The organism is Halomonas sp. CSM-2 (assembly GCF_002119345.1).
Taxonomy (GTDB): Bacteria; Pseudomonadota; Gammaproteobacteria; order Pseudomonadales; family Halomonadaceae; genus Vreelandella; species Vreelandella janggokensis.
The window spans coordinates 82,354-108,631 of sequence record NZ_NBYR01000010.1; the positions used below are offsets into that span (position 1 = coordinate 82,354).

General features: G+C 58.0%; 21 protein-coding genes and 3 tRNA genes. 4 read left to right on the plus strand and 20 right to left on the minus strand.

Annotation, left to right across the window (positions count from 1 at the left end):
- Window positions 1-28: 28 nt before the first annotated feature.
- The 3 genes from B7L15_RS10340 to B7L15_RS10350 form a co-directional block, all read right to left on the minus strand.
- Window positions 29-1,348: a sodium ion-translocating decarboxylase subunit beta gene (locus B7L15_RS10340; protein WP_085918902.1), complete on the minus strand. Its 1,320-nt coding sequence runs from the start codon at window positions 1,346-1,348 to the stop codon at window positions 29-31.
- A 9-nt stretch (window positions 1,349-1,357) separates the two neighbouring features.
- Window positions 1,358-3,172: a sodium-extruding oxaloacetate decarboxylase subunit alpha gene (gene oadA / locus B7L15_RS10345; protein WP_085918903.1), complete on the minus strand. Its 1,815-nt coding sequence runs from the start codon at window positions 3,170-3,172 to the stop codon at window positions 1,358-1,360.
- 91 nt (window positions 3,173-3,263) lie between these two features.
- Window positions 3,264-3,521 carry an OadG family protein gene (locus B7L15_RS10350; protein ID WP_085918904.1) on the minus strand — a complete coding sequence of 86 codons (258 nt, stop codon included), beginning with the start codon at window positions 3,519-3,521 and terminating at the stop codon, window positions 3,264-3,266.
- A gap of 172 nt (window positions 3,522-3,693) precedes the next feature.
- Here B7L15_RS10350 and B7L15_RS10355 point away from each other — a divergent pair, with 172 nt between their 5' ends.
- Window positions 3,694-4,644, plus strand: a complete 951-nt coding sequence (locus tag B7L15_RS10355) for a tRNA dihydrouridine synthase (protein ID WP_085918979.1) — start codon at window positions 3,694-3,696, stop codon at window positions 4,642-4,644.
- Window positions 4,645-4,759: 115 nt separating this feature from the next.
- On the opposite strand, the gene B7L15_RS10360 is transcribed toward B7L15_RS10355, so the two are convergent.
- From B7L15_RS10360 to B7L15_RS10400, 9 genes are all read right to left on the minus strand, one after another.
- Window positions 4,760-4,836, minus strand: a tRNA-Arg gene (locus tag B7L15_RS10360).
- A gap of 50 nt (window positions 4,837-4,886) precedes the next feature.
- A tRNA-Arg gene (locus B7L15_RS10365) sits at window positions 4,887-4,963 on the minus strand.
- A 17-nt stretch (window positions 4,964-4,980) separates the two neighbouring features.
- Window positions 4,981-5,073: transfer RNA gene (locus B7L15_RS10370), tRNA-Ser, on the minus strand.
- A gap of 121 nt (window positions 5,074-5,194) precedes the next feature.
- Window positions 5,195-5,383: a carbon storage regulator CsrA gene (gene csrA, locus B7L15_RS10375; protein WP_066321318.1), complete on the minus strand. Its 189-nt coding sequence runs from the start codon at window positions 5,381-5,383 to the stop codon at window positions 5,195-5,197.
- A gap of 192 nt (window positions 5,384-5,575) precedes the next feature.
- A complete protein-coding gene (locus B7L15_RS10380; RefSeq protein ID WP_085918905.1) occupies window positions 5,576-6,826 on the minus strand; it encodes an aspartate kinase in 1,251 nt (416 codons plus the stop codon).
- A 73-nt stretch (window positions 6,827-6,899) separates the two neighbouring features.
- Complete coding sequence (alaS, locus tag B7L15_RS10385; protein ID WP_085918906.1) at window positions 6,900-9,509, minus strand: alanine--tRNA ligase; 2,610 nt, start codon at window positions 9,507-9,509, stop codon at window positions 6,900-6,902.
- 157 nt (window positions 9,510-9,666) lie between these two features.
- On the minus strand, window positions 9,667-10,128 hold the full coding sequence (locus B7L15_RS10390) for a regulatory protein RecX (protein WP_085918907.1): 462 nt from the start codon (window positions 10,126-10,128) through the stop codon (window positions 9,667-9,669).
- 15 nt (window positions 10,129-10,143) lie between these two features.
- A complete protein-coding gene (recA, locus tag B7L15_RS10395) occupies window positions 10,144-11,211 on the minus strand; it encodes a recombinase RecA (protein ID WP_066321310.1) in 1,068 nt (355 codons plus the stop codon).
- Window positions 11,212-11,301: 90 nt separating this feature from the next.
- Window positions 11,302-11,835, minus strand: coding sequence for a CinA family protein (locus tag B7L15_RS10400; protein WP_085918908.1), 534 nt, complete (start codon window positions 11,833-11,835; stop codon window positions 11,302-11,304).
- A gap of 110 nt (window positions 11,836-11,945) precedes the next feature.
- Between B7L15_RS10400 and mutS the strand changes: the two genes are divergently transcribed.
- Both mutS and fdxA read left to right on the plus strand, forming a co-directional pair.
- Window positions 11,946-14,516 carry a DNA mismatch repair protein MutS gene (gene mutS / locus B7L15_RS10405; RefSeq protein ID WP_085918909.1) on the plus strand — a complete coding sequence of 857 codons (2,571 nt, stop codon included), beginning with the start codon at window positions 11,946-11,948 and terminating at the stop codon, window positions 14,514-14,516.
- A 159-nt stretch (window positions 14,517-14,675) separates the two neighbouring features.
- On the plus strand, window positions 14,676-14,999 hold the full coding sequence (gene fdxA / locus B7L15_RS10410) for a ferredoxin FdxA (protein ID WP_066321307.1): 324 nt from the start codon (window positions 14,676-14,678) through the stop codon (window positions 14,997-14,999).
- 486 nt (window positions 15,000-15,485) lie between these two features.
- Here the strand turns inward: fdxA and eno are convergent, their stop codons facing one another.
- The 4 genes from eno to B7L15_RS10430 form a co-directional block, all read right to left on the minus strand.
- Complete coding sequence (eno, locus tag B7L15_RS10415) at window positions 15,486-16,775, minus strand: phosphopyruvate hydratase (RefSeq protein WP_085918910.1); 1,290 nt, start codon at window positions 16,773-16,775, stop codon at window positions 15,486-15,488.
- 59 nt (window positions 16,776-16,834) lie between these two features.
- The gene (kdsA, locus tag B7L15_RS10420) at window positions 16,835-17,698 is read right to left on the minus strand and encodes a 3-deoxy-8-phosphooctulonate synthase (RefSeq protein ID WP_085918911.1); all 864 of its coding nucleotides are present in this window, start codon (window positions 17,696-17,698) and stop codon (window positions 16,835-16,837) included.
- An 11-nt stretch (window positions 17,699-17,709) separates the two neighbouring features.
- Window positions 17,710-19,365 carry a CTP synthase gene (locus B7L15_RS10425; RefSeq protein ID WP_085918912.1) on the minus strand — a complete coding sequence of 552 codons (1,656 nt, stop codon included), beginning with the start codon at window positions 19,363-19,365 and terminating at the stop codon, window positions 17,710-17,712.
- A 228-nt stretch (window positions 19,366-19,593) separates the two neighbouring features.
- Window positions 19,594-20,571: an IS110 family transposase gene (locus B7L15_RS10430; protein ID WP_085918913.1), complete on the minus strand. Its 978-nt coding sequence runs from the start codon at window positions 20,569-20,571 to the stop codon at window positions 19,594-19,596.
- Between the two features lie 326 nt (window positions 20,572-20,897).
- Here B7L15_RS10430 and B7L15_RS19825 point away from each other — a divergent pair, with 326 nt between their 5' ends.
- Entirely contained in the window at window positions 20,898-21,083 is a 186-nt protein-coding gene (locus B7L15_RS19825) for an addiction module antidote protein (RefSeq protein WP_254902919.1), read from the plus strand.
- A 311-nt stretch (window positions 21,084-21,394) separates the two neighbouring features.
- On the opposite strand, the gene B7L15_RS10440 is transcribed toward B7L15_RS19825, so the two are convergent.
- The 4 genes from B7L15_RS10440 to B7L15_RS10455 all read right to left on the minus strand — a co-directional run bounded on the left by B7L15_RS10440 (window position 21,395) and on the right by B7L15_RS10455 (window position 26,276).
- On the minus strand, window positions 21,395-22,624 hold the full coding sequence (locus tag B7L15_RS10440) for a type II toxin-antitoxin system HipA family toxin (protein ID WP_085918914.1): 1,230 nt from the start codon (window positions 22,622-22,624) through the stop codon (window positions 21,395-21,397).
- Window positions 22,617-23,201, minus strand: coding sequence for a helix-turn-helix domain-containing protein (locus tag B7L15_RS10445; protein WP_085918915.1), 585 nt, complete (start codon window positions 23,199-23,201; stop codon window positions 22,617-22,619). The genes B7L15_RS10440 and B7L15_RS10445 overlap by 8 nt, the downstream gene beginning before the upstream one ends.
- A 514-nt stretch (window positions 23,202-23,715) precedes the next feature.
- Window positions 23,716-24,942: a metal-dependent hydrolase family protein gene (locus tag B7L15_RS10450; RefSeq protein ID WP_085918916.1), complete on the minus strand. Its 1,227-nt coding sequence runs from the start codon at window positions 24,940-24,942 to the stop codon at window positions 23,716-23,718.
- Window positions 24,943-24,968: 26 nt separating this feature from the next.
- A complete protein-coding gene (locus tag B7L15_RS10455; RefSeq protein ID WP_085918917.1) occupies window positions 24,969-26,276 on the minus strand; it encodes a TRAP transporter large permease in 1,308 nt (435 codons plus the stop codon).
- Window positions 26,277-26,278 lie beyond the last annotated feature (2 nt).

A 26,278-nucleotide genomic window follows, 5' to 3' on the forward strand; every position in this document is an offset into this window, starting at 1 on the left:
CGTTTTGCTATGGGCGAGGCCCTTTAGCCTAACCCAAGTACTTGATCATCACCCCGGCGGCTACCGCCGAGCCGATCACCCCGGCCACGTTGGGCCCCATGGCGTGCATCAGCAGGAAGTTATGCGGGTTGGATTCGAGTCCCACCTTGTTGGCCACACGTGCGGCCATGGGCACCGCCGAAACGCCTGCCGCGCCAATCAATGGGTTGATCGGCATTTTGCTCACCAGGTTCATCAATTTGGCCATCAGCACGCCTGCCGTGGTGCCAATCCCGAAGGCGACGATCCCCAGCGCCATGATGCCCAGCGTTTCCACCGCCAGGAAGCTGTCGGCCATGAGCTTGGAGCCCACTGCAAGCCCGAGCATGATCGTCACGATGTTGATCAGGGAGTTTTGCGCCGTGTCGCTTAACCGCTCGACCACGCCGCATTCGCGCATCAGGTTGCCAAAGCAGAACATCCCCAGCAGCGGCGACGCATCGGGCAGAAACAACGCCACCAGGATCAACAGCAGCAGCGGAAACACAATCTTCTCGAGCTTCGACACCGGTCGCAGCTGCGTCATGGTGATCTCGCGCTCTTTCTGGGAGGTCAGAAGGCGCATGATCGGCGGCTGGATCAACGGCACCAGCGCCATGTAGGCATACGCGGCCACGGCAATCGCACCCAGCAGTTCAGGCGCCAGCATGCTCGAGACGTAGATCGAAGTCGGACCATCTGCACCGCCGATAATGCCGATGGCAGCCGCCTGGTTGAGCGAGAAATCCATCCAGCCCATCGACGACAGCAGTACGGCCCCGAAGAGGGTGGCAAAGATCCCGAACTGCGCGGCGGCGCCGAGAAACAGCGTTCTCGGATTGGCCAGCAGCGGCCCAAAGTCGGTCATTGCGCCAACGCCCATGAAGATAATCAGCGGTGCAATGCCTGAGGTAATCGCCACGGTGTAAAACATGTACAGCAAACCATCGCCATAGCCCGCGCCATTGGCCACGGCTTTTGCGGTGGCAAGCTGTTCGGCTGCGCCATTGGCCATCATCTGTTGAAGGCTCGTGCGCCAGCTCTCGATACTCGCCTGGGTGTCGAGGCTGCCCCCCAACGCCGAAGCAAGCTGCTCCAGCACGGCGGGGCGCCCCACATCAATCGCTTGTTCAAGAGCGGACAGCGCCAAACCGGCTTCCGGAATATTGGCGAGAATGCCACCAAAACCAATCGGCACCAGCAGCAGTGGCTCAAATTTCTTGTAGATAGCGAGATAGAGCAGTAACAGGCCCACCATCACCATCACGGCTTGGCCCAGCTCCAGGTTATAAAGCCCGGAGCCTTGCCATAGGGTCAGTAATTTATCCATGCGAGGTCCTTAAAGTTCGATCAGCGTATCGCCAACGACAACGCTGTCGCCTTCACTGACGCTAACAGCCGAAACGGTCCCGGCACTGCTGGCGCGCACTTCGGTTTCCATTTTCATCGCTTCGAGAATAATCACCACGTCACCTTCTTCGACGGTGTCGCCCTGGCGAACATTGACCTTGAAGATGTTGCCAGCGAGCGGGGCGGTGATTGCCTCGCCGCTGGGGGCCGGTGCTTCTTCCTTGGCAGCGGTGGCAGATGCACCTGCCTGCTCTTGCACGTTGCTGATGTCACCACCCTCGGCGACTTCCACAACGAACGCCTTGCCGTTGAGCTTGACGGTATAGGTTTCCGGGCCGTTACTGGCGGCAGGCGCTTTGCTTTCCCCTTTGGCAGGCCCGCTGGCCGTTTCCGCCTCGGCTGCCTGGGGCTCGGGCTCAAAGGCGTCGGGATTATCCCGGTTCTTGAGGAACTTGAGGCCAATCTGCGGAAACAGCGCGTAGGTCAGCACGTCGTCGACTTGCTGATCGCCGTCGGCCAGGCGAATGCCGTCGGCCTTGGCATTGTCCTTCAGTTCGCTGGCCAGCTTGTCCATTTCCGGCGAGAGATTATCCGCCGGGCGGCAGGTAATCGGCTCGCTGCCTTCCAGCACGCGCTGTTGCAGCTCGCTGTTGAAGGGCGCAGGTGCGGCGCCGTATTCGCCTTTGAGCAACGCCTGGACTTCCTTGGAAATCGACTTGTAGCGCTCCTCCATCATGACATTCATCACTGCCTGGGTGCCGACAATCTGCGAAGTCGGCGTGACCAGCGGAATAAAGCCCAGGTCTTCGCGTACGCGGGGGATTTCGGTGAGAACATCGTCGAGCTTATCGCCCGCGCCCTGCTCCTTGAGCTGGCCTTCCATGTTGGTCAGCATGCCGCCGGGTACCTGGGCGATCAGAATCCGCGAGTCGATGCCACGCAGGGAGCCTTCAAAGGCGGCGTACTTCTTGCGCACGCCACGGAAATAGCTGGCAATATCTTCCAGCAGCTCAAGGTCGAGCCCGGTATCGCGATCGGTGTCCTTGAGCATCGCCACCACCGATTCAGTGGGGCTGTGGCCGTAAGTCATCGACATCGACGAAATGGCGGTATCAACGTTATCGATGCCCGCCTCGACCGCCTTGAGAATGGTCGAGGTGGAAAGCCCCGTGGTGGCGTGGCAGTGCAGGTGTACGGGAATCGACAGTTCTTTCTTGAGACGCGAGACCAGTTCAAACGCGGTGTAAGGCGTGAGTAGACCCGCCATATCCTTGATAGCCAACGAATCCGCACCCATGGCCGCGATGGTCTTGGCGAGGTCGACCCAGCTATCCAGGGTATGTACCGGACTAACCGTATAAGAAATAGTCCCCTGCGCATGACCGCCCACCTGGCGAACCGCCTTGATGGCGCGCTCCAGATTGCGCGGGTCGTTCATGGCATCAAAGACACGAAATACATCGACACCGTTGGTTTTGGCGCGCTCGACGAATTTATCGACCACATCGTCGGCGTAATGGCGATAGCCCAGCAGGTTCTGGCCGCGCAGCAACATCGCTTGCGGTGTGTTCGGCATCGCCTCTTTGAGTGCCCGAATGCGCTCCCAGGGATCTTCACCCAGATAACGGATGCAGGCGTCGAAGGTCGCGCCCCCCCAGGTTTCCAGCGACCAGTAGCCGACCTTATCCAGCTTTTCGGCAATCGGCAGCATATCGGCTAGACGTAAGCGGGTAGCAAACAGCGACTGATGGGCGTCGCGCAGCACGACATCGGTAATGCCTAGTGGTCTTTTTGTTTCGTTCATGGCTTGGCTCGTAGTCAAGGAATGTTTATTTGTAGTAAAAATAACAAAAAATTATGAGGTTTGCGCGGAGCACCCCAACAAAAGATGAAAGTTAACGACGTCTTTTCGAGCGATAACGGTGCACTGCAGCACTAATCACGGCAAGCGTCTCATCGCCCTGCCCTTTTGCTGGGGAGGCAGGCTTGGCGCTACCACCAGGCGCAACCGGCGCGGGGGCAGGCTGAAAACGCCGGATAACGCCTGACATCAAGGTCAGCAAAAAAACTAAAATCGCAAGAAAAACAAACACAACCCCCATGCCTAACGCCATAAGCCCCAGGCCTTCGTGTAATAATTCCGGGTCCTGCATAAGGCTTCTCCTATCTGGTAGCCAATAAGACCATCAACGCGACCGCTCATTGACGCTTGGCGCAATGCTGGGAATACACTAACCTGCCACACCCCCTGAAGAATGCAATGGCGCGATGGTGTAAGTCATGGTTGTTAATTTACTACATAAAGGCGAAATCGGACTAGCCCCCATGGAGGGTGTGATCGATGCTGTCACGCGCGAGCTGCTGACGGTCAGGCCCGGGTTTGACTGGACGGTGACGGAATTTGTGCGTGTCGTCGATGCCCGCTTACCCCCTCGGGTGTTTTACAAACACTGCCCTGAACTCGCCCGCGATCAGGTTGCCACACCCAGCGGCATTCCTGTTCACCTGCAACTCCTGGGCGCCGACCCGGTGGCTCTCGCTGCCAATGCCCGCCAGGCTTTGGCACTCGGGGCGCGCAGCATTGATCTTAATTTCGGCTGCCCGGCCAAGCTCGTCAACCGTCACGACGGCGGCGCATCGCTGCTGCGCCAGCCCGAGCGCGTTTATCAGGCCGTGAAAGCGGTTGCTTGCGCCCTCGACGGCGAAATTCCCGTGACGGCAAAAATCCGCCTGGGGTTTTCTGACCGCCGCCTGGCCGTTGCCTGCGCCCAGGCCACTGAAGCCGGCGGCGCCGCACGGCTCGTCGTTCACGGGCGTACCCGTGACGAAGGCTACCGGCCACCCGCTCACTGGGAGTGGATCGCCAAGATCCGACACCGCGTTTCACTGCCCGTGGTGGCCAATGGGGATATCTGGTCCCTGGAAGATTACTGGAAAGCGCGCACGCTCTCAGGATGCCGTGATGTCATGCTGGGACGCAGCGCCCTGGCCGATCCCTGGCTGGCGCCCAGGATACGACACTGGCAGAGCACCGGCGAGCGCCTGGCCGACACCACCTGGTCAATGCGCGCCAACGTTCTCAAGCAATACGCTCATCGTCAGCGTCAACAGTTGCCGAAGAAAGTGGTGGTATCGCTCGTTAAGCAGTGGCTTGCACAGATGCGCCAAGGCAACGCGGAAGCCAACCTTCACTTTCAGCGCGTCAAGCGGATTACCGATCTGGACACCCTGCTTGATAGCCTTGTGCTGCCAACCCGGATGGCCGAACCGGCATAAAAAAAGCGCCCTACCGTGAAGTGGGGCGCTAAACGAGCACGAGACTCAAGCGCGTGGCACTTGAGCCTGTCTAGAAAGCAGAAAACCCGCCCTTGAAAAGGACGGGTTTGGAATCTGGCGCGCCCGGGAGGATTCGAACCTCCGACCCTCTGATTCGTAGTCAGATACTCTATCCAGCTGAGCTACGGGCGCGTGGATGCTATTCCACGTTTGCTATATAGGTAAAACAACATCTAAAAAGGTGGCGCGCCCGGGAGGATTCGAACCTCCGACCCTCTGATTCGTAGTCAGATACTCTATCCAGCTGAGCTACGGGCGCTTACCTTGGTGTGCGGCTGGCGGAGAGAGAGGGATTCGAACCCTCGATAGGGCTATAAACCCTATACTCCCTTAGCAGGGGAGCGCCTTCAGCCACTCGGCCACCTCTCCTTAACGGCACGGCGCGAATATTACCGATTTGGCAGGAAGTTGTCCAGCCCTGCTCGGATTTTTTTCGCGCCGGCCTTACCTTACGCGTAAAACGCGGCACTATCGCACCATCAAACAGCGCTTATTCGGCTTCACTTTCACCGCTTCGTTCGCGCTGAATACGCTGGTATATCTCTTCACGATGAACCGCCACGTCTTTAGGCGCATTGACGCCGATACGAACCTGGTTACCCTTCACACCTAGTACGGTGACGGTGATTTCATCCCCGATCATCAGGGTTTCGCCGACACGGCGGGTTAGGATGAGCATGGCTGATCTCCTTCTCAGACGTTATATACAACGGGATGTGTCCGCCGGCAGCGGTACCATGCCATTATGCGGCATGCTACCCCCTGCCACCAAAGGCACCGGCTCCATGACACCTTAACCTCCCGTTGAAAGAAAGCTCACCACCACACGGCAGCAAGTACCCTTCAGCGTAGAAGGTATAAGGCGTTAATGTTATTCAGATTCGATATCTGACTTATCCAGGCCGAATGCCTTGTGCAAGGCATTCACGGCCAGCTCCATATGTTTCTCGTCAATCACTACCGAAATTTTAATCTCGGAGGTCGACACCATACGGATATTAACGTTTTCGTCAGCCAGCACGCGAAACATTTTCGATGCCACGCCCGCGTGAGAACGCATACCGACACCCACCAGCGATACTTTCGCGATGTTGTCGTCACCACGCAATTCACCGCCGCCCAGGCCTGGAATCACCGTCTCTTCAAGCAGCTTCTTGGTGGCCTTGTAATCACCCTTGGCCACAGTAAACGTGAAGTCGGTGTAATCGCCTGCCGGGGCCACGTTTTGAACGATCATATCGACTTCAATATTGGCGTCGGCAATCGGGCCCAGAATACGTGAGGCAACACCCGGCACATCAGGCGTGTTGAGCAGGGTCAGTTTGGCTTCGTTTTTGGTAAAGGCGATACCGGAGATCAGCGGTTCTTCCATGGAATCCTCGTCTTTGTCTGCTTCAGCAACAATTAGGGTACCGGGGCCATCTTCAAAGCTCGACAGCACCCGCAGGGGAACGTTGTATTTGCCAGCAAATTCGACCGCGCGAATTTGCAGTATTTTTGAGCCCAGGCTTGATAGCTCGAGCATTTCTTCGACGGTAATATTTTCCAGACGCTGCGCCTTGGAACAGACACGGGGGTCGGTGGTGTACACGCCGTCGACGTCGGTGTAGATCTGGCACTCATCGGCGCCCAGTGCTGCCGCCAAGGCCACACCGGTGGTATCTGAACCGCCACGACCCAGCGTGGTGATGTTGCCGTCTTCATCGACACCCTGGAAGCCCGCCACCACGACAACCTGACCGGCGTCGAGGTCGGCTCTCAGGTCTTCGGTTTCGATGCGCTGGATGCGCGCCTTGGTATAGGCACTATCGGTATGGATACCCACCTGGGCACCGGTATGCGACGTTGCCGCCACACCTGCCTGCTGCAGCGCCATCGCCAACAGGGAAATCGTCACCTGCTCACCGGTCGACAACAGCATGTCCATCTCGCGCGGGGCGGGGTCGCTGTTTAGCGCTTGGGCCATATCGGTCAGGCGATTGGTCTCCCCGCTCATCGCAGAGACGACGACGACTACCTGATGGCCCTGGTCGCGGAAACCTTTGACCTTTTCCGCCACGGCCTTGATACGGTCGACAGAGCCCACCGAGGTGCCGCCGAACTTCTGTACGTATAATGCCATATGCCGTTTTCCTGTGGTTTGGACATGTATGAAGAAAAAAGCCGATAGCAAATAATGCCACCGGCCTGTCTGTTTAGCTAAGCGTGTTTTCCAACCATGCCGGTACGCTGTTCAACGCACCGGGGAGGGCATCGGGCTGGCTACCCCCGGCCTGGGCCATGTCCGGGCGACCACCACCTTTGCCCCCAACCTGTGAGGCCACGTGGTTAACCAGTTCGCCCGCTTTGACCCGGTCGGTGAGGTCTTTGGTGACCCCAGCAATCAGGCTGACCTTGCCAGTGTCTGTATCGGCAACGCCAAGAATGATCACCCCCGAGCCCAGCTTGTTCTTCAGCTGGTCGAGTACGCCGCGCAGCTCTTTACCTGATACCCCGTCCAGCTGGGTCGCCAGCAGTTTAACGCCGTTAACGTCCTGCGCCTGGCTGAGCATGTCACTACCGGCGGCGCTGGCAAGCTTGGCCTTGAGTTGCTCAAGTTCTTTTTCCAGACTGCGATTGCGTTCGACCAGCCCTTCGACGCGCGCTTCAACCTGCTCGGGCTTGGTCTTCAGCCGCTCCCCAAGCCGCTGGACACGGGCCTCCTGTTCGCGGAAATATGCCAGGGCATTTTCGCCGGTAATCGCTTCGATGCGGCGCACGCCCGAGGCAATGCCTGCTTCGCTGACCAGATGGCAACAACCGATGTCGCCGCTGCGCGCCACGTGGGTACCACCGCACAGCTCAATCGAGAAGTCATCTTCACCGATGGTCAGCACGCGGACGTTGTCGGCGTACTTGGCTTCAAACAACGCCGCAGCCCCTTTGGCCTTGGCCTGATCCAGGCTCATTTGCTCGATTTTGGTCGGCGCGTTGGCGAGGATCTGTTCGTTGACCAGCCGCTCCACTTCGGCCAGTTGCTCGGCGGTCATGGGCTCGAAGTGGCTAAAGTCAAAACGCAGGCGCTCGGCATTAACCAATGAGCCCTTTTGCTGCACATGGTCGCCCAGCACCATGCGTAGCGCCTGATGCAGCAGGTGAGTCGCCGAGTGGTTGCGAACAGTGGCATTACGCAGGCTCGCATCCACCTCGCCGCGCACCTTGGCCCCGACACTCATCGTGCCCTCGACCATGATCCCCTGGTGAAGATGGTGGCCACTTTGTTTCTGGGTGTCGGTGACCTGGAAGCGCCCACCGTCGACATGCAGGTAACCGGTATCGCCGACCTGACCGCCCGATTCACCGTAAAAGGGGGTGCGATCAAGGACGACAACGCCTTTCTGCCCCGCTTCCAGTGCTGCCAATTCATTGCCTTCAGTATCCACCAGAGCGGTCACGCTGGACTGGTCTTCCAGCCGGTCGTAGCCGGTAAAGGTGGTTTCGCCGTCCAGTTCGATGGAAGCGCTGTAGTCGGCGCCAAACTGGCTGGCCGCGCGGGCACGCTCGCGCTGGGCTTCCAGTTCACGGTGAAAGCCCTCTTCATCCAGCGTGACCTCGCGCTCGCGGCACACATCGGCGGTCAAATCGTAGGGGAACCCGTACGTATCATAGAGTTTGAACACCGTCTCGCCCGGCAATACGTCGCCCTGCAGGTTATCGAGTGCCGCGCTTAAAAGCCCCATGCCGTGGTCCAGTGTCCGGGCAAACTGCTCTTCTTCCTTGAGCAGGACACGGGTGATCTGATCGCTTGCGTCGCGCAGCTCGGGATAGGCATCGCCCATTTCCGTATCGAGTGCGTCCACCAGCTTGTGGAAGAACGGCTCTGTCGCCCCCAGTTTGTGGCCATGGCGAATCGCTCGACGAATGATCCGGCGCAGTACATAGCCACGCCCCTCATTGGACGGCAGTACGTCATCGGCAATCAAGAACGCGCAGGAACGGATGTGATCGGCTATCACCCGCAAGGAAGGCGCGGTGGTATCCGCGTAGCCAGTGGCGCTTGCGGCGGCCTGGAGCAGGTTCTGGAACAGGTCGATTTCATAGTTGGAGTGTACGCCCTGCATGACGGCCGCGACACGCTCCAACCCCATGCCGGTATCGATGGACGGCTTGGGCAGTGGGTTAAGCGTTCCTTCGGCGTCGCGATCGAACTGCATGAACACCAGGTTCCAGATTTCGATGTAGCGGTCGCCATCCTCTTCCGGGCTTCCCGGCGGGCCACCCCAGACCTCGGGACCGTGGTCAAAGAAAATTTCGGAACTGGGGCCACAGGGGCCGGTATCGCCCATCTGCCAGAAGTTATCTTCATCGAGCTTGGAAAAACGTTCAGGATCGATACCGATCTCATCTTTCCAGATGCGTTCGGCTTCGTCGTCGCTGATATGTACCGTTACCCACAGCTTGTCCTTGGGCAACCCCAGGGTCTCGGTAAGAAAGGTCCAGGCGAAACGAATGGCATCACGCTTGAAGTAGTCACCAAAGCTGAAGTTGCCCAGCATTTCAAAGAAGGTGTGGTGGCGCGCGGTATAGCCGACGTTATCCAGGTCGTTGTGCTTGCCACCCGCACGAACACAACGCTGCGCCGAGGTGGCACGCACGTAGGGGCGCGGGTCTCGACCCAGAAAAACGTCCTTGAACGGCACCATGCCGGCATTGGTAAACAATAGCGTCGGGTCGTTGCCCGGCACCAGCGAACTCGTGGGTACGATGGTGTGCCCGTGTTCTTCGAAGAAGGATAGAAAGGCCTGTCTGATCTCTGCGCTCTTCATAGGGTATCCGTAACAATAAAGCGTGATGCCCCAGGGCGCTGTCGCCGCTACCCGCTGGGGTCGCAAAAGCGCCATTATAGCGCAGTTGTCAAACGACTAAAGCCGCAGTTAGTGGCAGAGCTATCAGAAAGGAGGCTAAATCGCCCGGCAAAGCAGGCTACAAGCAGTCTAATGCGTAGCGAATCTGGTCAAAATCAAACCCCCGCATCGCCAGAAAACGTTCGCGTTTAGCCCGTTCTTTAGGGGTAGCGCCAGGCGATGAGAAGCGCCGCGCCAGGGTGTCCCGGGCCAGTTCAAACCAGTCGACGGCCTCGCGTTCCTCAACGGTCGCAAACGCTGCCGTGGCGATTTCCTGGTCGACACCACGCTGGCGCAACTCGCCTTTGATGCGAATAACGCCCTGCCCTCGATTCACTCGCGACCGAATGAAGCTTTCGGCAAATCGCTCATCCGACTGCAGGCCCTGCTCGATCAGGGCGTCCAGGCAGGCGTCGATATCCTCAGCAGCAAACGTCTTCTGTTCCAGCTTTCGCGCCAGCTCGGTACGCGAGTATTCGCGCCTCGCCAGCAATTGGATAGCCACCTCGCGGGGGGTGGCTTCGTGGGACGATGGGAACATGCTGACGCCCGCGACTTAGAGCAGATCGTCTTCGGCGTTCGCGTCAGCCGCTTCTTCCTTCTTGGCAGCTTCTTCTTTCTTCGGCTCGGGCTGGGCAAGCAGCTGGGCGCGAATCTGGCTTTCGATCTCTTCCATGACGTCAGGGTGCTCTTCCAGGTACTGGGCCGCATTGGCCTTGCCCTGACCGATCTTTTTACCCTTGTAGCTGTACCAGGCACCGGCTTTGTCTACCAGGTTCTGCTGCACGCCCAGATCGACGACTTCGCCGGCGTGGTATATGCCTTTGCCGTAGAGAATCTGGAATTCGGCCTGACGGAACGGCGGCGCCACCTTGTTCTTGACCACTTTAACGCGGGTTTCGTTACCGGTGACCTCGTCGCCAACTTTCACCGACCCCGTGCGCCGGATGTCCAGCCGCACGCTTGAGTAAAACTTCAGTGCGTTACCGCCAGTGGTCGTTTCGGGACTGCCGAACATCACGCCGATCTTCATGCGGATCTGGTTGATGAACACCACCAGGCAGTTGGCATTCTTGATGTTGCCGCTGATCTTGCGCAGCGCCTGCGACATCAGGCGTGCCTGCAGGCCAACGTGGGCATCGCCCATTTCGCCTTCAATTTCAGCACGTGGGGTCAACGCCGCCACCGAGTCGATAATGATCACATCGACACCGCCGGAACGCACCAGCATATCGGTGATTTCCAGCGCCTGTTCGCCGGTATCCGGCTGAGACACCAGCAGGTCGTCCAGATTGACCCCCAGTTTTTCAGCATAGCTGGGGTCCAGCGCATGCTCGGCATCCACGAATGCGCAGACCTTGCCCTGTTTCTGGGCTTGCGCAATCACCGACAGGGTCAGGGTCGTCTTACCCGAGGACTCCGGGCCGAAAATTTCAGCCACCCGGCCATACGGCAGGCCACCGATACCAAGGGCGATATCCAGACCCAGCGAGCCGGTGGACACCGACGGCATGACAACGCGGGGAGCGTCGCCCAGCCGCATGACCGTGCCTTTGCCAAACTGGCGATCAATCTGGCTGAGCGCAGCGTTGAGCGCCTTGGTGCGATTATCATCCTGAGCCATTCAGTCAATCCTCATCATAAGCTGTATAATTAGCCAGTAGTATGCCAAAGATTAGCCGCTAAACAAATCCTCAGCTAGTGTTTCGCGCGATTATTTCTCGCTGCCGTCACCCACTTTTTCCGCCAGACGCACTATCAGCCCTGCCAGTGCCTGGCGCACGGCCTGCTCACGAACGGCCTGACGGTCACCGGGAAAAACAAACCGCTCGGCTTGCTGCTGGTCCGCATTGCCCCACGCCAGCCAGACAGTCCCCACGGGCTTGTCTTCGCTACCGCCGTCAGGACCCGCGACGCCGCTGACGGCCACCGCAAGCCCGGCACCGCTTTCACGGCAGGCGCCCGCCACCATGGCCTTGACCACGACGTCGCTGACCGCGCCATGGGTGTCCAGCGTGGCTTCCGGCACGCCCAGAAGACGCGTCTTGGCCGCATTGGCGTAGGTGACGTAGCCGGTGGTGAAGTACGCCGAACTGCCCGCCACCGAGGTGATCGCGCTGGCAATGCCGCCGCCGGTACACGACTCGGCCGCGGTCACTTCCAGTTGCGCCTGCTGGCACAGGCGCCCCAGGCGTTGGGCTAGCAGGGATAAATCCAGATTCATCAAGCTTGAGACACTGGGTGACATCGTCGCTCCTTCATGTGCGTCATCAATTCAGCGTAGAATACTGTGTTTCAGTTGCTCAAAGAACAGGCAGCAAGTTCCACGCGCTTGCGCCCCGCTCAATTAGGACGTCCATGTCACAGGCCAGCCCCGCGCACACGCCAATGATCGCGCAATATTTGAAGATCAAACGCGAGCACCCCGAGGTACTGCTGTTTTACCGAATGGGGGACTTTTACGAGCTGTTTTTCGACGATGCCAAGCGCGCTGCTGCGCTGCTGGATATCACCCTGACCCAGCGCGGCCAGTCGGGCGGCAAGCCCATCCCCATGGCGGGCGTGCCCTATCATAGTGCCGAAGGCTACCTGGCACGCCTGGTCGCCGCTGGCGAATCCGTTGCCATCTGCGAACAGATTGGCGACCCGGCTACCAGCAAAGGCCCCGTTGATCGCCAGGTTGTGCGTATTGTCACGCCCGGCACCCTGCACGACGAGGCCTTGCTGGACGCCCGGCGCGATAACGTACTGGTGGCCGTTGCGCCCGGCAACGAACAGTGGGGGCTGGCCTGGCTTGAGCTTTCCAGCGGCCGCTTTAGCGTGCTGGAAGTCGACGGTGAAGCCGAGATGCTGGCCGAGTTGACGCGGTTATCGCCGGCTGAGTTGCTGGTCCCCGAAAGCCTTACCCTGCCCGACGCATGGTCGCAGACCCGTGGCCTGCGCCGCCAGGGGGAGTGGCTGTTTGACCTGCAGAGTGCGACGCGCAGTTTGTGCGACCAGTTCGAGGTGCAGGACTTACGCGGCTTTGGCTGCGCCCACTTGACCACAGCGCTGGTCGCCGCCGGCGTGCTGATCGACTACGCGCGGGACACCCAGCGCTCACGCCTGCCCCACGTGACGGCCATCAGCGTCGAGAACCGTGACGACGCGGTGGTGATCGATGCCGCCAGCCGACGCAATCTGGAAATCGATATCAACCTCGGGGGCGGGACTGACAACACCCTGGCAAGCGTTCTGGATACCTGCACAACGGCAATGGGCTCGCGCCTGCTGAAGCGCTGGCTGAATCGACCGCTGCGCCAACGCGACGTCATTCAGGGTCGCCAGGCAGGCGTTGCGCTATTAAGCCTGGACGCCAACTACCTGGCCATCCGCGATACCCTGAACGACGTGGGTGACGTCGAACGTATTCTTGCCCGGGTGGCGCTGTATAGCGCCCGTCCACGTGACCTGGCGCGTCTGCGCGATGCCCTGGCCACGCTGCCCACGCTGGAGCAGCAGTTGGGTGAGGTCGAAAACGGCAGCCTGCTGGATAGCCTGCGCCCGCATATTCGCCCCTACCCGGAGATAACCGATACGCTCCAGCGAGCGCTGATCGACAATCCGCCGGTGGTAATCCGCGACGGCGGCGTCATCGCCCAGGGGTACGACGCTGAGCTGGATGAACACCGCGGCCTGGCCGAGAACGCCGGCGACTATCTGGTTCAACTGGAACAGCGCGAGCGCGAGCGCACCGGCCTTGCCAACCTGAAGGTCGGCTATAACCGCGTGCATGGCTACTTTATCGAACTGCCCCGGGCCCAGGCCCAGCAGGCCCCGGCCGACTATATTCGCCGCCAGACGCTGAAAAATGCCGAGCGGTTTATCATCCCCGAGCTTAAAGAGTTCGAAGATAAAGCGCTGTCGGCGAAATCCCGCGCGCTAAGCCGGGAAAAGTGGCTTTATGACCAGCTGCTCAACGAGCTCAACGAGGATCTCAACGCACTGCAGCGGACATCCCAGGCGCTGGCCGAGCTGGATGTGCTGTGCGCCTTTGCCGAACGCGCCGAAGCACTCAACTGGGTACGCCCAACCCTGGTGGAGGCCACCGGTCTGACCATCCACGCCGGTCGTCACCCGGTGGTCGAGCAGGTGAGTGATCATCCCTTCGTGCCCAACGATGTGACCCTCACCCCCGAGCAGCACATGCTGATTATCACTGGCCCCAACATGGGGGGTAAATCAACCTACATGCGGCAAACCGCGCTGATTGCACTGCTGGCCCACAGCGGCAGCTTTGTCCCGGCGGACGCTGCCGAAATAGGCCCCGTCGACCGTATCTTTACCCGCATCGGCTCTTCGGATGACCTGGCGGGCGGACGCTCGACCTTCATGGTCGAAATGACCGAGACCGCCAATATCCTGCACAATGCCACCGAGCACAGCCTGGTGCTGATGGACGAGATCGGCCGCGGCACCAGCACCTTTGATGGTCTGTCACTGGCGTGGGCAAGTGCAGAGCATCTGGCCAGTGCCCGCGCCTTGACGCTATTCGCGACCCACTACTTTGAAATGACCGGGCTACCCGACCAGGCCGACGGCGTGGCCAATATTCACTTAACCGCTACCGAGCATGGCGACAATATCGTCTTCATGCACCGTATCGAGTCAGGGCCCGCCAGCCAGAGTTACGGCTTGCAGGTCGCCCAACTCGCCGGGGTGCCCAGCCAGGTCATCCAGCGGGCGCGTGAAAAGCTGGTTACCCTTGAACAGCGCGACGTTGAGGAACAGCGTCAAATGCCGCTGTCTCAAACGGCCGCACCTCAACAGAATGATTTGTTTGCCAGCGCACCTCACCCGGTGGTGGAGGCGCTGGAAAACGCGGATGTGGATGGTTTATCGCCACGAGAGGCTCTGTCGCTGCTATATCAATGGCGCGAGCTGCTTTAATTCGCGTAACAGAACATCGCCACGGCGCTTGCCGCGGCCTTAGGGCACCTCTAGAATGTCGCCCATACTTTTTAGCTTATAAAAAACGGCTGATTTATAACCATTCACGATTGACCACGACCAAGGGCGTCCCCTTGGTCCCGCAAGAGGGATAGCAAGATGACGTTTGTCGTTACCGAGAACTGCATCCAATGTAAATACACCGACTGTGTAGAAGTCTGCCCGGTCGACTGCTTTTATGAAGGCCCCAATTTTCTGGTGATCCACCCGGACGAGTGTATCGACTGTGCGCTTTGCGAGCCGGAATGCCCTGCCGAGGCAATCTATTCGGAGGATGAACTGCCCGAGGGACAAGAGCAGTTTATTGAAATCAACGCGGAACTGTCAGAAGTGTGGCCCAACATTGCCGAGAAGAAAGACCCGCTGCCCGATGCCGAGGAGTGGGATGGCAAAAGCGGCAAGCTGGAGAAGCTTGAACGGTAAGTGATGCGCGAATCGAGTCGCCATTGCACACCTTTTAGAAACCAGCGACTGCGCTGGTTTTTTTATGCCTGCGGCAGGCATAAAAAAAGGCGGCCCGTAGGCCGCCCGCTCCAAGCACTTCCTCTTGACCACTCCCTGTGTCAACTTCCTTTGGTGCTGTCCTTGCCAGGACTTACATCACTGTTTCACCCGGCGCACCAACCTGCATCCCGTTGCATCCTGCCTGGGGGACATCCTTGCCTCCCTTGTCCTTGATGAGCATTGTGGCAGAACCGGCTGACACCACAAGGCGGTCCAAAACGACAAAGGGTAGGCCATGCTGGCCTACCCTTTTTCATAAACACCTTTAAAAACAGGTAGTTAAAATTTAATTAGTGAAAAATTTCTGTTTTTCTTACATCTATTGAGCGATTTTCGACGGCATTTGTAAGAGATCTCTTACAAAATCTTGAGATATCTCTTACAAAGCCGCTGCCATTTCTTGCCTTATTGGCCTTTAATGGCCTTGATCCCCGGGTAGCTGACGTCGCCCAATTCATCTTCGATCACCAACAGGCGGTTGTATTTGGCAACGCGGTCGCTACGGCACAGCGAGCCGGTTTTAATCTGCCCAGCACAGGTACCGACGGCCAAATCGGCGATGGTGGTATCTTCGGTCTCACCGCTACGATGGGAAATCACCGCGGTAAAGCCCGCGTCCTGGGCCATCTTGATCGCATCCAACGTCTCGGAGAGCGAACCGATCTGGTTGAACTTGATCAGAATCGAGTTGCCGATCTGCTCGTCGATGCCGCGCTTGAGAATCCTGGTATTGGTGACGAATAGATCATCACCCACCAGTTGCACTTTATCGCCCAGCTTGTCGGTCAGCGCTTTCCAACCCGCCCAATCAGATTCATCCATGCCATCCTCGATGGACACGATCGGGTAGTCCGCGCACAGGCCTGCAAGGTAATCAGTGAAGCCCTGGGCGTCGTAGCTTTTGCCTTCACCGGCAAGGTTGTACTGACCGTCTTTGTAGAATTCGGAAGACGCACAGTCCAGCGCCAGCGTCACATCGCTGCCCAGCGAGTAGCCCGCATCGGCAACCGCCTGCTTGATAACCGCCAGCGCGTCAGCGTTGGACGCCAGGTTGGGGGCGAAACCGCCTTCGTCGCCTACCGAGGTGGAAAGCCCCTTGGCCGACAGTACCTTTTTCAGGGCGTGGAAAATTTCCGCGCCCATGCGCAGGCCTTCGCGGAAGTTGGCCGCGCCTACTGGCTGGACCATGAATTCCTGGATATCGACGTTGTTATCCGCATGCTCGCCACCGTTCAGGATGTTCATCATCGGCACGGGCATACGGTACTGGCCAGGCTGGCCGTATAGCTCAGCGATGTGCGCGTAAAGCGGCACGCCTTTGGCATTGGCAGCGGCTTTAGCCGCCGCAAGCGATACGGCCAGAATGGCATTGGCGCCCAGATTGGCCTTGTTATCCGTGCCGTCCAGGGCAAGCATAGCGTCGTCCAGGCCACGCTGGTCGCGCGCGTCCATCCCCAGCAATGCCTCACGGATTCTGCCATTGACCGCGTCCACTGCTTTTAGCACGCCTTTACCCAGGTAGCGCGCCTTGTCGCCATCACGTAGTTCGAGCGCTTCCCGCGAGCCGGTAGAGGCGCCGCTTGGGGCACAGGCGTCGCCTACCGCACCGCTTGCCAGGCGAACGGTTGCCTGAACGGTGGGGTTACCGCGTGAATCGAGTACTTCCAACGCACGGATATCAACGATTTTGGTCATGACAGTGTCCTTAGTTGTCGGTCTAATGGAGGTTTAACGTATCACGTTTGGCGGCGCCATCAGCGAATGGACAGCGGCGCAAAGCCTTTCACCAGTGCATCCAGCTGCATGAGCTGGGTCAGAAACGGCTCCAGCTGATCCAGCGGCAAAGCGCAGGGGCCATCGCACTTGGCATTATCGGGGTCGGGGTGCGCTTCCAGGAACAGCCCGGCCAAACCCACCGCGACGCCCGCGCGAGCCAATTCCGCCACCTGGGCACGGCGCCCATCGGCGCTATCGGCACGCCCACCCGGGCGCTGCAGTGCGTGGGTCACGTCGAAAAACACCGGCGACCCGGTTTGCTTCATGTCGCCCAGGCCCAGCATATCCACAACCAGGTTGTTATAGCCAAAACTGGTGCCCCGCTCGCAAAGCATCAGGCGGTCGTTACCGGCTTCCCGGAACTTGGTGAGGATATGACGCATTTCATGCGGCGCCAAAAACTGCGGTTTCTTGATATTGATCGCCGCCCCCGTCTTGGCCATGGCCACGACCAGATCGGTCTGGCGTGCAAGAAACGCTGGCAGTTGGATAATATCGGCCACTTCGGCTGCCGGTGCGGCCTGCCAGGGTTCGTGGACGTCGGTGATGACCGGCACTCCGTGGCGGGCTTTTATATCCGCCAGGATCTGCAGGCCTTTTTCCAGTCCCGGTCCACGGTAGGAGTGGATCGAGCTGCGGTTGGCCTTATCGAAACTCGCCTTGTAGACGTAGGGCATGCCCAGCTTTTGCGTCACCTTGACGTAGGTCTCGGCCACTTCATCCGCCAGCTCAGCCGACTCCAGGACGTTCATGCCCCCCAGCAGCATCAGTGGCAAAGAATTGCCGGCAGTTAGGCCGGCAACGTTGATATGGTGCTCTTGGAATGTCTCTTGAGAAGCCATGCTTCCCCCTGTTATTCCTGAGGCGCCGCGTGGGCACGTGCCCTTGCGGCTTTGTGCTCGACGGCGGCATTGATAAAGCCTGAAAAGAGCGGATGGCCATCCCGCGGCGTCGAGGTGAATTCCGGGTGGAATTGGCAGGCGACGTACCAGGGATGGTCAGCAAGCTCGACCATTTCCACCAGCGACTGGTCGACACTCTTGCCTGAAATTACCAGACCGGCCTTTTCCAGGTCATCGATAAACTGGTTATTGACCTCGAAACGATGGCGGTGGCGCTCGACGATTTCATCAGCGCCATAGGCTTCACGTGCCTTGCTACCTGACGCTAGGCGGCATACCTGACCGCCCAGTCGCATGGTGCCACCCAGGTCGGAAGCCGCATCGCGCAGCTCGATTTTGCCTTCTGCGTTAAGCCACTCGGTAATCAGGCCGACAACGGGGTGCTGGGTATCGTGGGTGAACTCGGTGGAGTTGGCATCCTTCCAGCCCGCCACATGACGCGCAAACTCGATCACAGCCACCTGCATGCCCAAGCAGATCCCCAGATACGGCACCTTGTTTTCACGGGCAAACTGGGCGGTCATGATCTTGCCTTCAACGCCGCGCTCACCAAAGCCGCCCGGCACCAGGATGGCGTCTTTACCGGCCAGACGTTCGGTACCATGGCGCTCGATATCTTCCGAGTCGACGAAGTCGATATTGACCTTGATGCGCCCCTGGATACCGGCATGGGTCAACGCTTCATTAAGCGATTTATAGGCGTCGAGCAATTCCATGTACTTGCCGACCATGGCGATGCTGACCGACTTCAGCGGGTTGAGCTTGGCATCCAGGACCTTCACCCACTCGGAAAGATCCGCCGGGCCGGCCTCCAGACGCAGTTTGTCACAGACGATATCGTCCAGCCCATGCTCGTGAAGCATCAGCGGGATACGGTAGATCGTATCGGCATCCTGCAGCGGCACAACGGCACGCTCTTCAACGTTGGTGAACAGGGCGATTTTGCGGCGTTCGCTCTCTTCCAACTCGACTTCGCTGCGGCAGATCAGGATGTCCGGCTGGATACCGATGGAGCGGAGCTCCTTGACGCTGTGCTGGGTCGGCTTGGTTTTGGTTTCACCCGCCGTCTTGATGTAAGGCACCAGCGTCAGGTGCATGAACAACGCGCGGTTGGCGCCCTGTTCGCTGCGAATCTGGCGGATCGATTCCAGGAAGGGTAGCGACTCGATATCGCCGACCGTACCGCCAATTTCCACCAGCGCGACGTCAAAGCCTTCGCCACCGGCATAAACGCGCTGCTTGATTTCGTCGGTAATATGCGGGATGACCTGAACGGTACCACCTAGATAATCGCCACGCCGCTCTTTACGTAGTACGTGCTCGTAAACACGCCCGGTCGTAAAGTTGTTACGCTGGGTCATTTTGGTGCGAATAAAGCGTTCGTAGTGGCCAAGGTCCAGGTCGGTTTCTGCACCATCCTCGGTGACAAATACCTCGCCATGCTGGAAGGGGCTCATGGTGCCCGGGTCGACGTTGATGTAGGGGTCGAGCTTGAGCATGGTGACCTTAAGGCCGCGTGCCTCGAGGATCGCCGCCAGCGAGGCCGACGCGATGCCTTTGCCAAGAGAGGACACAACGCCGCCGGTCACGAAGATATATCGTGTCATGAAAAACCTGTCGAAACGTGATCAGAAGGCACGGCAGAAAGCCACACCAGGATGGGACGACAGAATAGCAGAGTACGACCTAAGGCTCAATTACGGCGGGAAGAGGGATCGAGGCGCCGAGGGTGATAGCCAGTCGATGGCCTGATCGCCCGACAAGTCGGGCTCCTACATGGCCTCGTGCAAGACGGGGTGGTAGATACCGTCTCTCGATACCAACTGCAAGGGGCTTTATGTCCCTTGCGGCCGATATTCACTTTGTGACTTCAACACGCCAAAAGCGATGTGTACCAATTTGCGCATAGCCGCCCCCAGCGCCGACAACGTTGGCTTGCCACGGGCTTTGAGTCGTGCAAATTGCTCGCTGATATCAGGATTACATCGTGTCGATACGACGGCGGCCATATAAAGCTTCCGGCGGACGCTGGGCGTCCCTGCCTTGGAAAGGTGGGATCGTAACTTCACCGACGAGCCTGATTCTTTCAATATAGGCACCAGACCTAGAAAGGCGGCTGCCTGCCGAGCGCTACGGAAATCTCGGCTGCGTAGCGTGGCGACCAAGCGAGCTGATAGAACGTTGCCGATACCAGGAATACTCTTGAGTAGTTTGCGATCCTGTTTAAGCGGCGGATGTGCCTCGAAATGGTCCGTGATCGCCTGCTGTAGCCGCTGTACTTCTCGCTCAAGGGCGACCAGCATATAGCTAATGGATTCGCTCGCTTGAGTGTCAGTGTTGAACTCGGCCTTCTCCAGGCGGTTACGCTCGCGCTGCAGGTCGTCTTCTACGGCCTCTAACCGGTTGATAAGGCGCTTGAGCTCTCTCACCTCAGTTGGTTCTGGCTGCCACGGTTGGGGGTTGCGTTCGATCCCATAGCGGGCAAGCATCATGCTGTCTTTACGATCCGTCTTGCTGCGGACCCCCATTCCCTTGGCGTGATGGCGCACCTGGGCAGGATTCAGTACGTACACGGTGRCACCAACGTCATGCAGCCAGTAAGCTAAAGGCTCATGGTAAATGCTGGTGGCTTCCAGGTAGACATGCAGGTTGCYGATRTCTTCGCCGGTYTGCCTGACAAGCCAGTCGAGCAAACCTGGGTAGTCCTGATGGCGGTTGGGGAAAACTTTCGTTTTCACCTTGCCCTTACTCAGATCGCGCACCCACAGGCAATCAAGTTTCTGTTTGCTAACATCAATGCCGATATATGCCATCTCGTTGTCTCGCCTTGTTCGTACAGCCTCTTTCGTCGTGCGAAGGGCTTTGGATACCGTCCAAATTTACGAGATAAGAAACCAGAAGGGGCCCATCTACAACGCAGGGTCAAAGCCCATCAGGAGCTCAACGGGTTACCCTTCTGGCCAGAGAGAGTGGTAGCTAATCATTCCCTCTTGAGAGACACAAGGAGCTCAATTCATTGAGCGATCAGCAATCATCCCGCCACAAGGACTCTTGAATTATCTTGCTTCCAAGTAGTCCAAAAACTACAGCAAAGCGATATCGAAACTGCGTACCGGTTAGCATTAGAGTGGGAGGCGTCATGATCGACAACATCTATGAGTACGATCCAGCAGCGGCCTTGGAGAGTGAGGAAGCGATTGCCGTGTTTCTCGCGGATGCCCTAGAAACCGGCGATTCAGCTTACATCGCAAAAGCGATGGGGGTGATTGCACGCGCCAAGGGCATGACAGAACTGGCCCGTGAAACAGGCCTCTCACGTGAGTAGCTTTACCGCTCATTCAGCGAGCAAGGTAATCCCACACTTAAAACCATGCTCGCCGTAAAGCGTGCACTGGGTGTCGATCTCACAGCACGCCCACACGAAAAACCAGCGGCATAACCCCCGGCCAGATAATGAGGTTCGAAGCCCAATTCATTGAGCGATCAGCAATGATTGAGCCACCGTAGATTATCGCTTTTCGACGGTCTGACCCCCTGACAAGCGTAGCGACTAAACGTGCATCATTCCTTTCCCCGGCCAACCAACTGACCCTTGGCCAGGGGCAAAAATGCTTCGCGCTTGATCGTGGTCGCTTCTTATTGCGCTATTGGGAGGCTCTTGATATGAGCCTCGATAGCCTCACGAACTTGCTTTGTCATCGGGAGATTGTGTTTCTCGACCTGCCAGTGCTGGTGGAAGCGTGCGACAGCCTCGTGAGCCGTATCCAGTACAAGCTTTTCGGGAATGGCGGCTTTGGCTGCCAAGTGCTCAAGCTCGTCATTGGTCAGTTCGGAAAACGCGCGAGCCCGGCTGATCCTGAGCCCCATATTGTCGTTGGGGATATAAGGGATGGTCGAGACAAGATCGTAAGCCGGAGCGAGCGCAGCGTTTCGCCGGTCGGGATAAATAAGCGACCAGTTCTTCATGTGCATGTCGCCGTTTCCGATCAGAACGCAGAACACCAGCCGCCGGATGAATTCGGCGATATCGGCGTCGCTGGTCTCAGCGGCAAGTACCTGTGCAATATTGCGCAAGGTGGCCGTTTTGTACTTTTTCTCGGCATAGACATCAAAGACCTGTGCGAAATCCTCGATATGAACAGCGCTGCCGTCAGACAGCCTGTCGAACCGTTCAATAACGAAGGCGCTTTGGCCGATCTTATCGATTCCTTCGGGCAGATTCTTGATGCTGCCGACATCGACAAGATCAATCGGTGGGACATCTATTCCGATAAGGCGCGCGAGCGTCATCATCGAAAACTCGTTTTCGGGAACGCCTTCGAACTCGCGTGATGGGAGTTTCACGATCCATGACCCGCCAACGCCGGATGCGGGAATTGTCAGGCCGCCGGTTGGTGCCAGAACCGCCGAGAATTTGAGTTGCACCCCTGCAAGCGAGAACCGCAAGGCGTTCTCGCGGCGACCACCTTCGGTCTCATCGGCATCGGTACTCTCACCGCCAATCGGCGGCCATGCCTCGCCATCAGCGGGTTTGATCGTGACCGCACCGGGCAGGTCATGACCGAATGCCCAAAGTAGATGAAACTCACGCTCGGGATTTACGCCCGCATTCTCTGAAAGGTATTTACGCAGATGGCCTTCAGGTAGAAGATTCGAGAAGAACGGCATCACGCGCTTCTGATAGGCCCGGAAGTCCGTAAGCAGCGCGCCGAATTCGTCCTTGAAGGCCAGCCCCAGCGTCGGCCTGTCAGGGTTGTCGATATAGGCGTCGTTGAAGGCAAAAATCGTTCGGTCTCCGCCAACATTGGTGAGCGTGCCGATAGGCTCCCCATAAAGCAGGACATCAAGGACAGAAACATCAGCCATCTTGATCCTCCTCTAGCCGATAGGCCGGTCTTGGGGCACGCGGCGTCTCTTGGTACGAGGCTCGATGGGCGAGCTGGTTGCGCAAAGAGCGGATATTTTCGACAGCCCGATTGACGGCCTCATTGCTGCCCGAGGACTCGATAGACTCAAGGATGCGCCGTACCTTTTTTAGAATGTCAGGGTCAATCTGGCTCTGGATTTGGGTGATCTCGCGGATGCGGCGCTGGAGGTTGTCGATGCTCGCGATGGATGTGTGCGATGCGAGTTCATCCACCGTCTCACGGATGCGGTCGAGTTCCCGCTGTGTTGCCCCGTTGATGACCGTCGCACTGGCGACGCTTCGGGTGATTGACTGGACAGCCGGAATCGCCTTGCGGGGCACGAGCATCAACTCCAGGTCCAGCGCGTGGGCGATGGAAGAAAGGCTTGAGACGCGCAGGTCAACGGCATCATTTTCTATTTTCGAGATGTGCGACTGCGGCACACCGGCAAGCGCGCTCAGTTCCCGCTGACTCAACCCTTTAGCTTCTCGTGCCGCCTTGAGTTGTGCGGCCAGTTGTTCCGTTCCATAGCTCATTTGATCTACTTTTCTATATCACATAGCAATTCTGATCTATTAAACTAGATCACACTATACGGTAAAACTCAAGAAGCCTTGATCTGCAATAATATATTATAGAACGATTTTGATCTATTATGATAGATCAAACATTACCTGTAGCAACTGCCCTCAAGGTCAGCCGAATGTGTTGGGACACTTAAAAACACCGAACGGGCCATGAAGCGGAGATACCCGCCCCATGCAGGTAGGTCTCGCAGGAGCCCAATTCATTGGGCGATCAGGAAGGATCAAGCCACCAAAGGCTATCGCCCGACGAAGTCGGGCTCCTACAGAGGCTGGGTGCCAACCACCAGCGCATGTGCATGGAGGTTCGTAAGAGCCCAATTCATTGGGCGATCAGAAAGGATCAAGCCACCAATGCGATCCCCCGGAGAAGCCTTGTATCGACAAAGACCGGAAGACCCATGGTAGCCAGTTCTTGACTAAAGAGGCCTTATAAAGGCCTCTTCAGTCCACATCACAACGTTCACTACAGCGTGTTTTTATAGAAAGCACCGTCTTTCATGATGAGCATCAGTTGTTCATCCGGCTGGGTGAGCACATTGATGTCATCCAATGGATTATCCTTGAGAATAATAATATCCCCGCGTGCGCCTGGAACAATCTCGCCAAAATCGCCAACGTAATCAAAGGCATCAGCAGCATTGCAGGTGGCGGTACGGATCAACTCATCGGTTGGCACCACATCCTTGCGCAGATGAAATTCATTGAGCTGATGACGCTGCATTCGGCCCAGCAAGTCCGTGCCGAATAGCATCTTGACGCCATGGCGTTGTGCCATTTCCAGCGCCTTACCGCCCGCATCAAGAACATCAAACACCTTACGCTGCAAGTGCTCCGCCATACCGGCCTCCACGCCTTCCTTGGCCAGGGCATCATAGGTGGCAAGCGTCGGCGTCAGGTAGGCGTCGTGCTTGATGAACAAACGGCAGCTCTCTTCATCCATCAGGTTCCCGTGCTCAATGGTTTTGACGCCCCGGGGAATCAGCCGGTTGATGGCGCGAGCCGTGTAGGCATGGGCCATGGTATGGATATTGGCAGCCGTTGCTTCCTCGACGATAGCGTCGATTTCCTCGATGGAAAACTGGGTGCTATCGATACGATCCGTGGGCGATGAAACGCCGCCGGACGCCATGATCTTGATCTGGGTGGCGCCCTTGCGGATCTCGTCCCGGGCAGCACGGCGCACTTCGCTGACACCGTCGCAAACCCGGCCCAGGCCAGAGCAACAGAAGCAGCCTTCGAAGGTTTGCTGCCCCGGCCCGCGCATATCAGCATGACCACCGGTCTGGGAAAGGGCATTGCCAGCGTACATGATGCGCGGCCCCACCAAAGCCCCTTCATCGACCGCCTTCGCCAGGCCGTAATCGGCACCACCGGCATCCCGCACGGTTGTAAAGCCACGCATCAGCATATCTTCAAGCAGCTCACTCGACTTGGCGCCGACATAAAACGGCGAAAGCGTTTCAAGCAAGGCGAAATTGGGCGTGATGGCCGTCACATGAACATGAGAATCAACCAGGCCCGGCATCAAGAAGTGCCCACGGACATCAACGACCTGGTCATCGTCGCCCTCTAAGGGGGAATCACTGACCGCAACGATACGGCCCTCTTGTACACGCACCTGCTGGTTGGCAAGTACTTTACCGTTACGCGTATCAATAACGTTGGCATTAATAAAACGAGTCGATTTCATTGGAATTCCTTTTGATAGAGCGAGCGTTAAAACATTTTTTGTGGGAGATAAAGTGACAGTGCCGGGATCAGCACGATCAGTAACAGAGCGATAACGTCCATGACGATGAACCAGCTTACGCCCCTGAAGACTTCCGAAAGAGTGACGCTTTTACCCAGCGCGCCCTTGATGACATAAACATTCAGCCCGATAGGCGGCGTCACCAGCCCCACCTCAAGCAGCTTGACGACGATAATCCCGAACCAGATCAAGTTGAGATCGGCGCCTTCGACCAATGGCAGGATCAGCGGCAGCGTGAGAAGCAACAGGCCGATGGAGTCAATGAACATACCCAACACCAGATAGATCAGCGCGACGGCGAGAATGATCCACCACGTCTCGGTGCTGACCCCCAGAATCAGTTCGGAGAAGGCAGCAGGCACCCCACTCATGGCGAGAAAGCGGGTGAAAAACAGCGAGCCAATCAGGATAATGAAGATACTCGCAGTGCTTACCGCCGTGCTGACCAGCGCCTCCTTGATCGCCTCCATGGTAAGGGACCGTCGAGCAAAGGCGATGACGGCCGCGATGGTAGTGCCCACAGCGCCAGCTTCCGTAGGCGAGAAAACACCCAGAAAAATCCCGCCCAGCACAGAGCCGATCAGAAGAGGTAACGGCCAGATATCTTTAAAGGCATCCCATTTCTCGTCCCAGGTGGAACGCACATCAACGTCGCCGGCCAAGCTCGGGTTAAGCTTGGTCCGTACCATGATCATGGCGATATAGAGCAGCGCCGAGAGCACCCCCGGAATAAAACCGGCCATGAACAGCTGGCCCACCGAAACCTGAGCGTAAACACCGTAGAGCACCAACAGCACACTGGGAGGGATCAGGGAGCCCAGGGTGCCTGACGCCGCCACCGTACCTGTAGCCAGCCCTTTGTCGTAGTGGTGCTTGAGCATCTCGGGGACGGCAATGCGCGACATGGCCGCCGACGTTGCAACGCTGGAGCCAGAGGCGGCAGCAAAGAAGGCAGATGCCATCACACTGGAGACGGCCAAACCACCGGGCAATCGAGCCAGATAAAGCCGCATGGCATGGAACAGCCCCTGGGTCATGCGGGTGCTGGTGCACAAGTAGCCCATGAACAGGAACATGGGCGCGGCCGTCAGTTCCCAGGTGCCCGCAAAGTCGAACGGCGTGGCAGAAATCATGCCCCAGGCCACCCGCATATTGGTCAACTCACTGATGCCGATGATCGACACAAGTCCCAGGGCGATGCCAATGGGCACCCGCAGGGCGATCAGGGCCAAGGCGATGGCAATACCTGCCACGCCTATTTCGATATTACTCATGG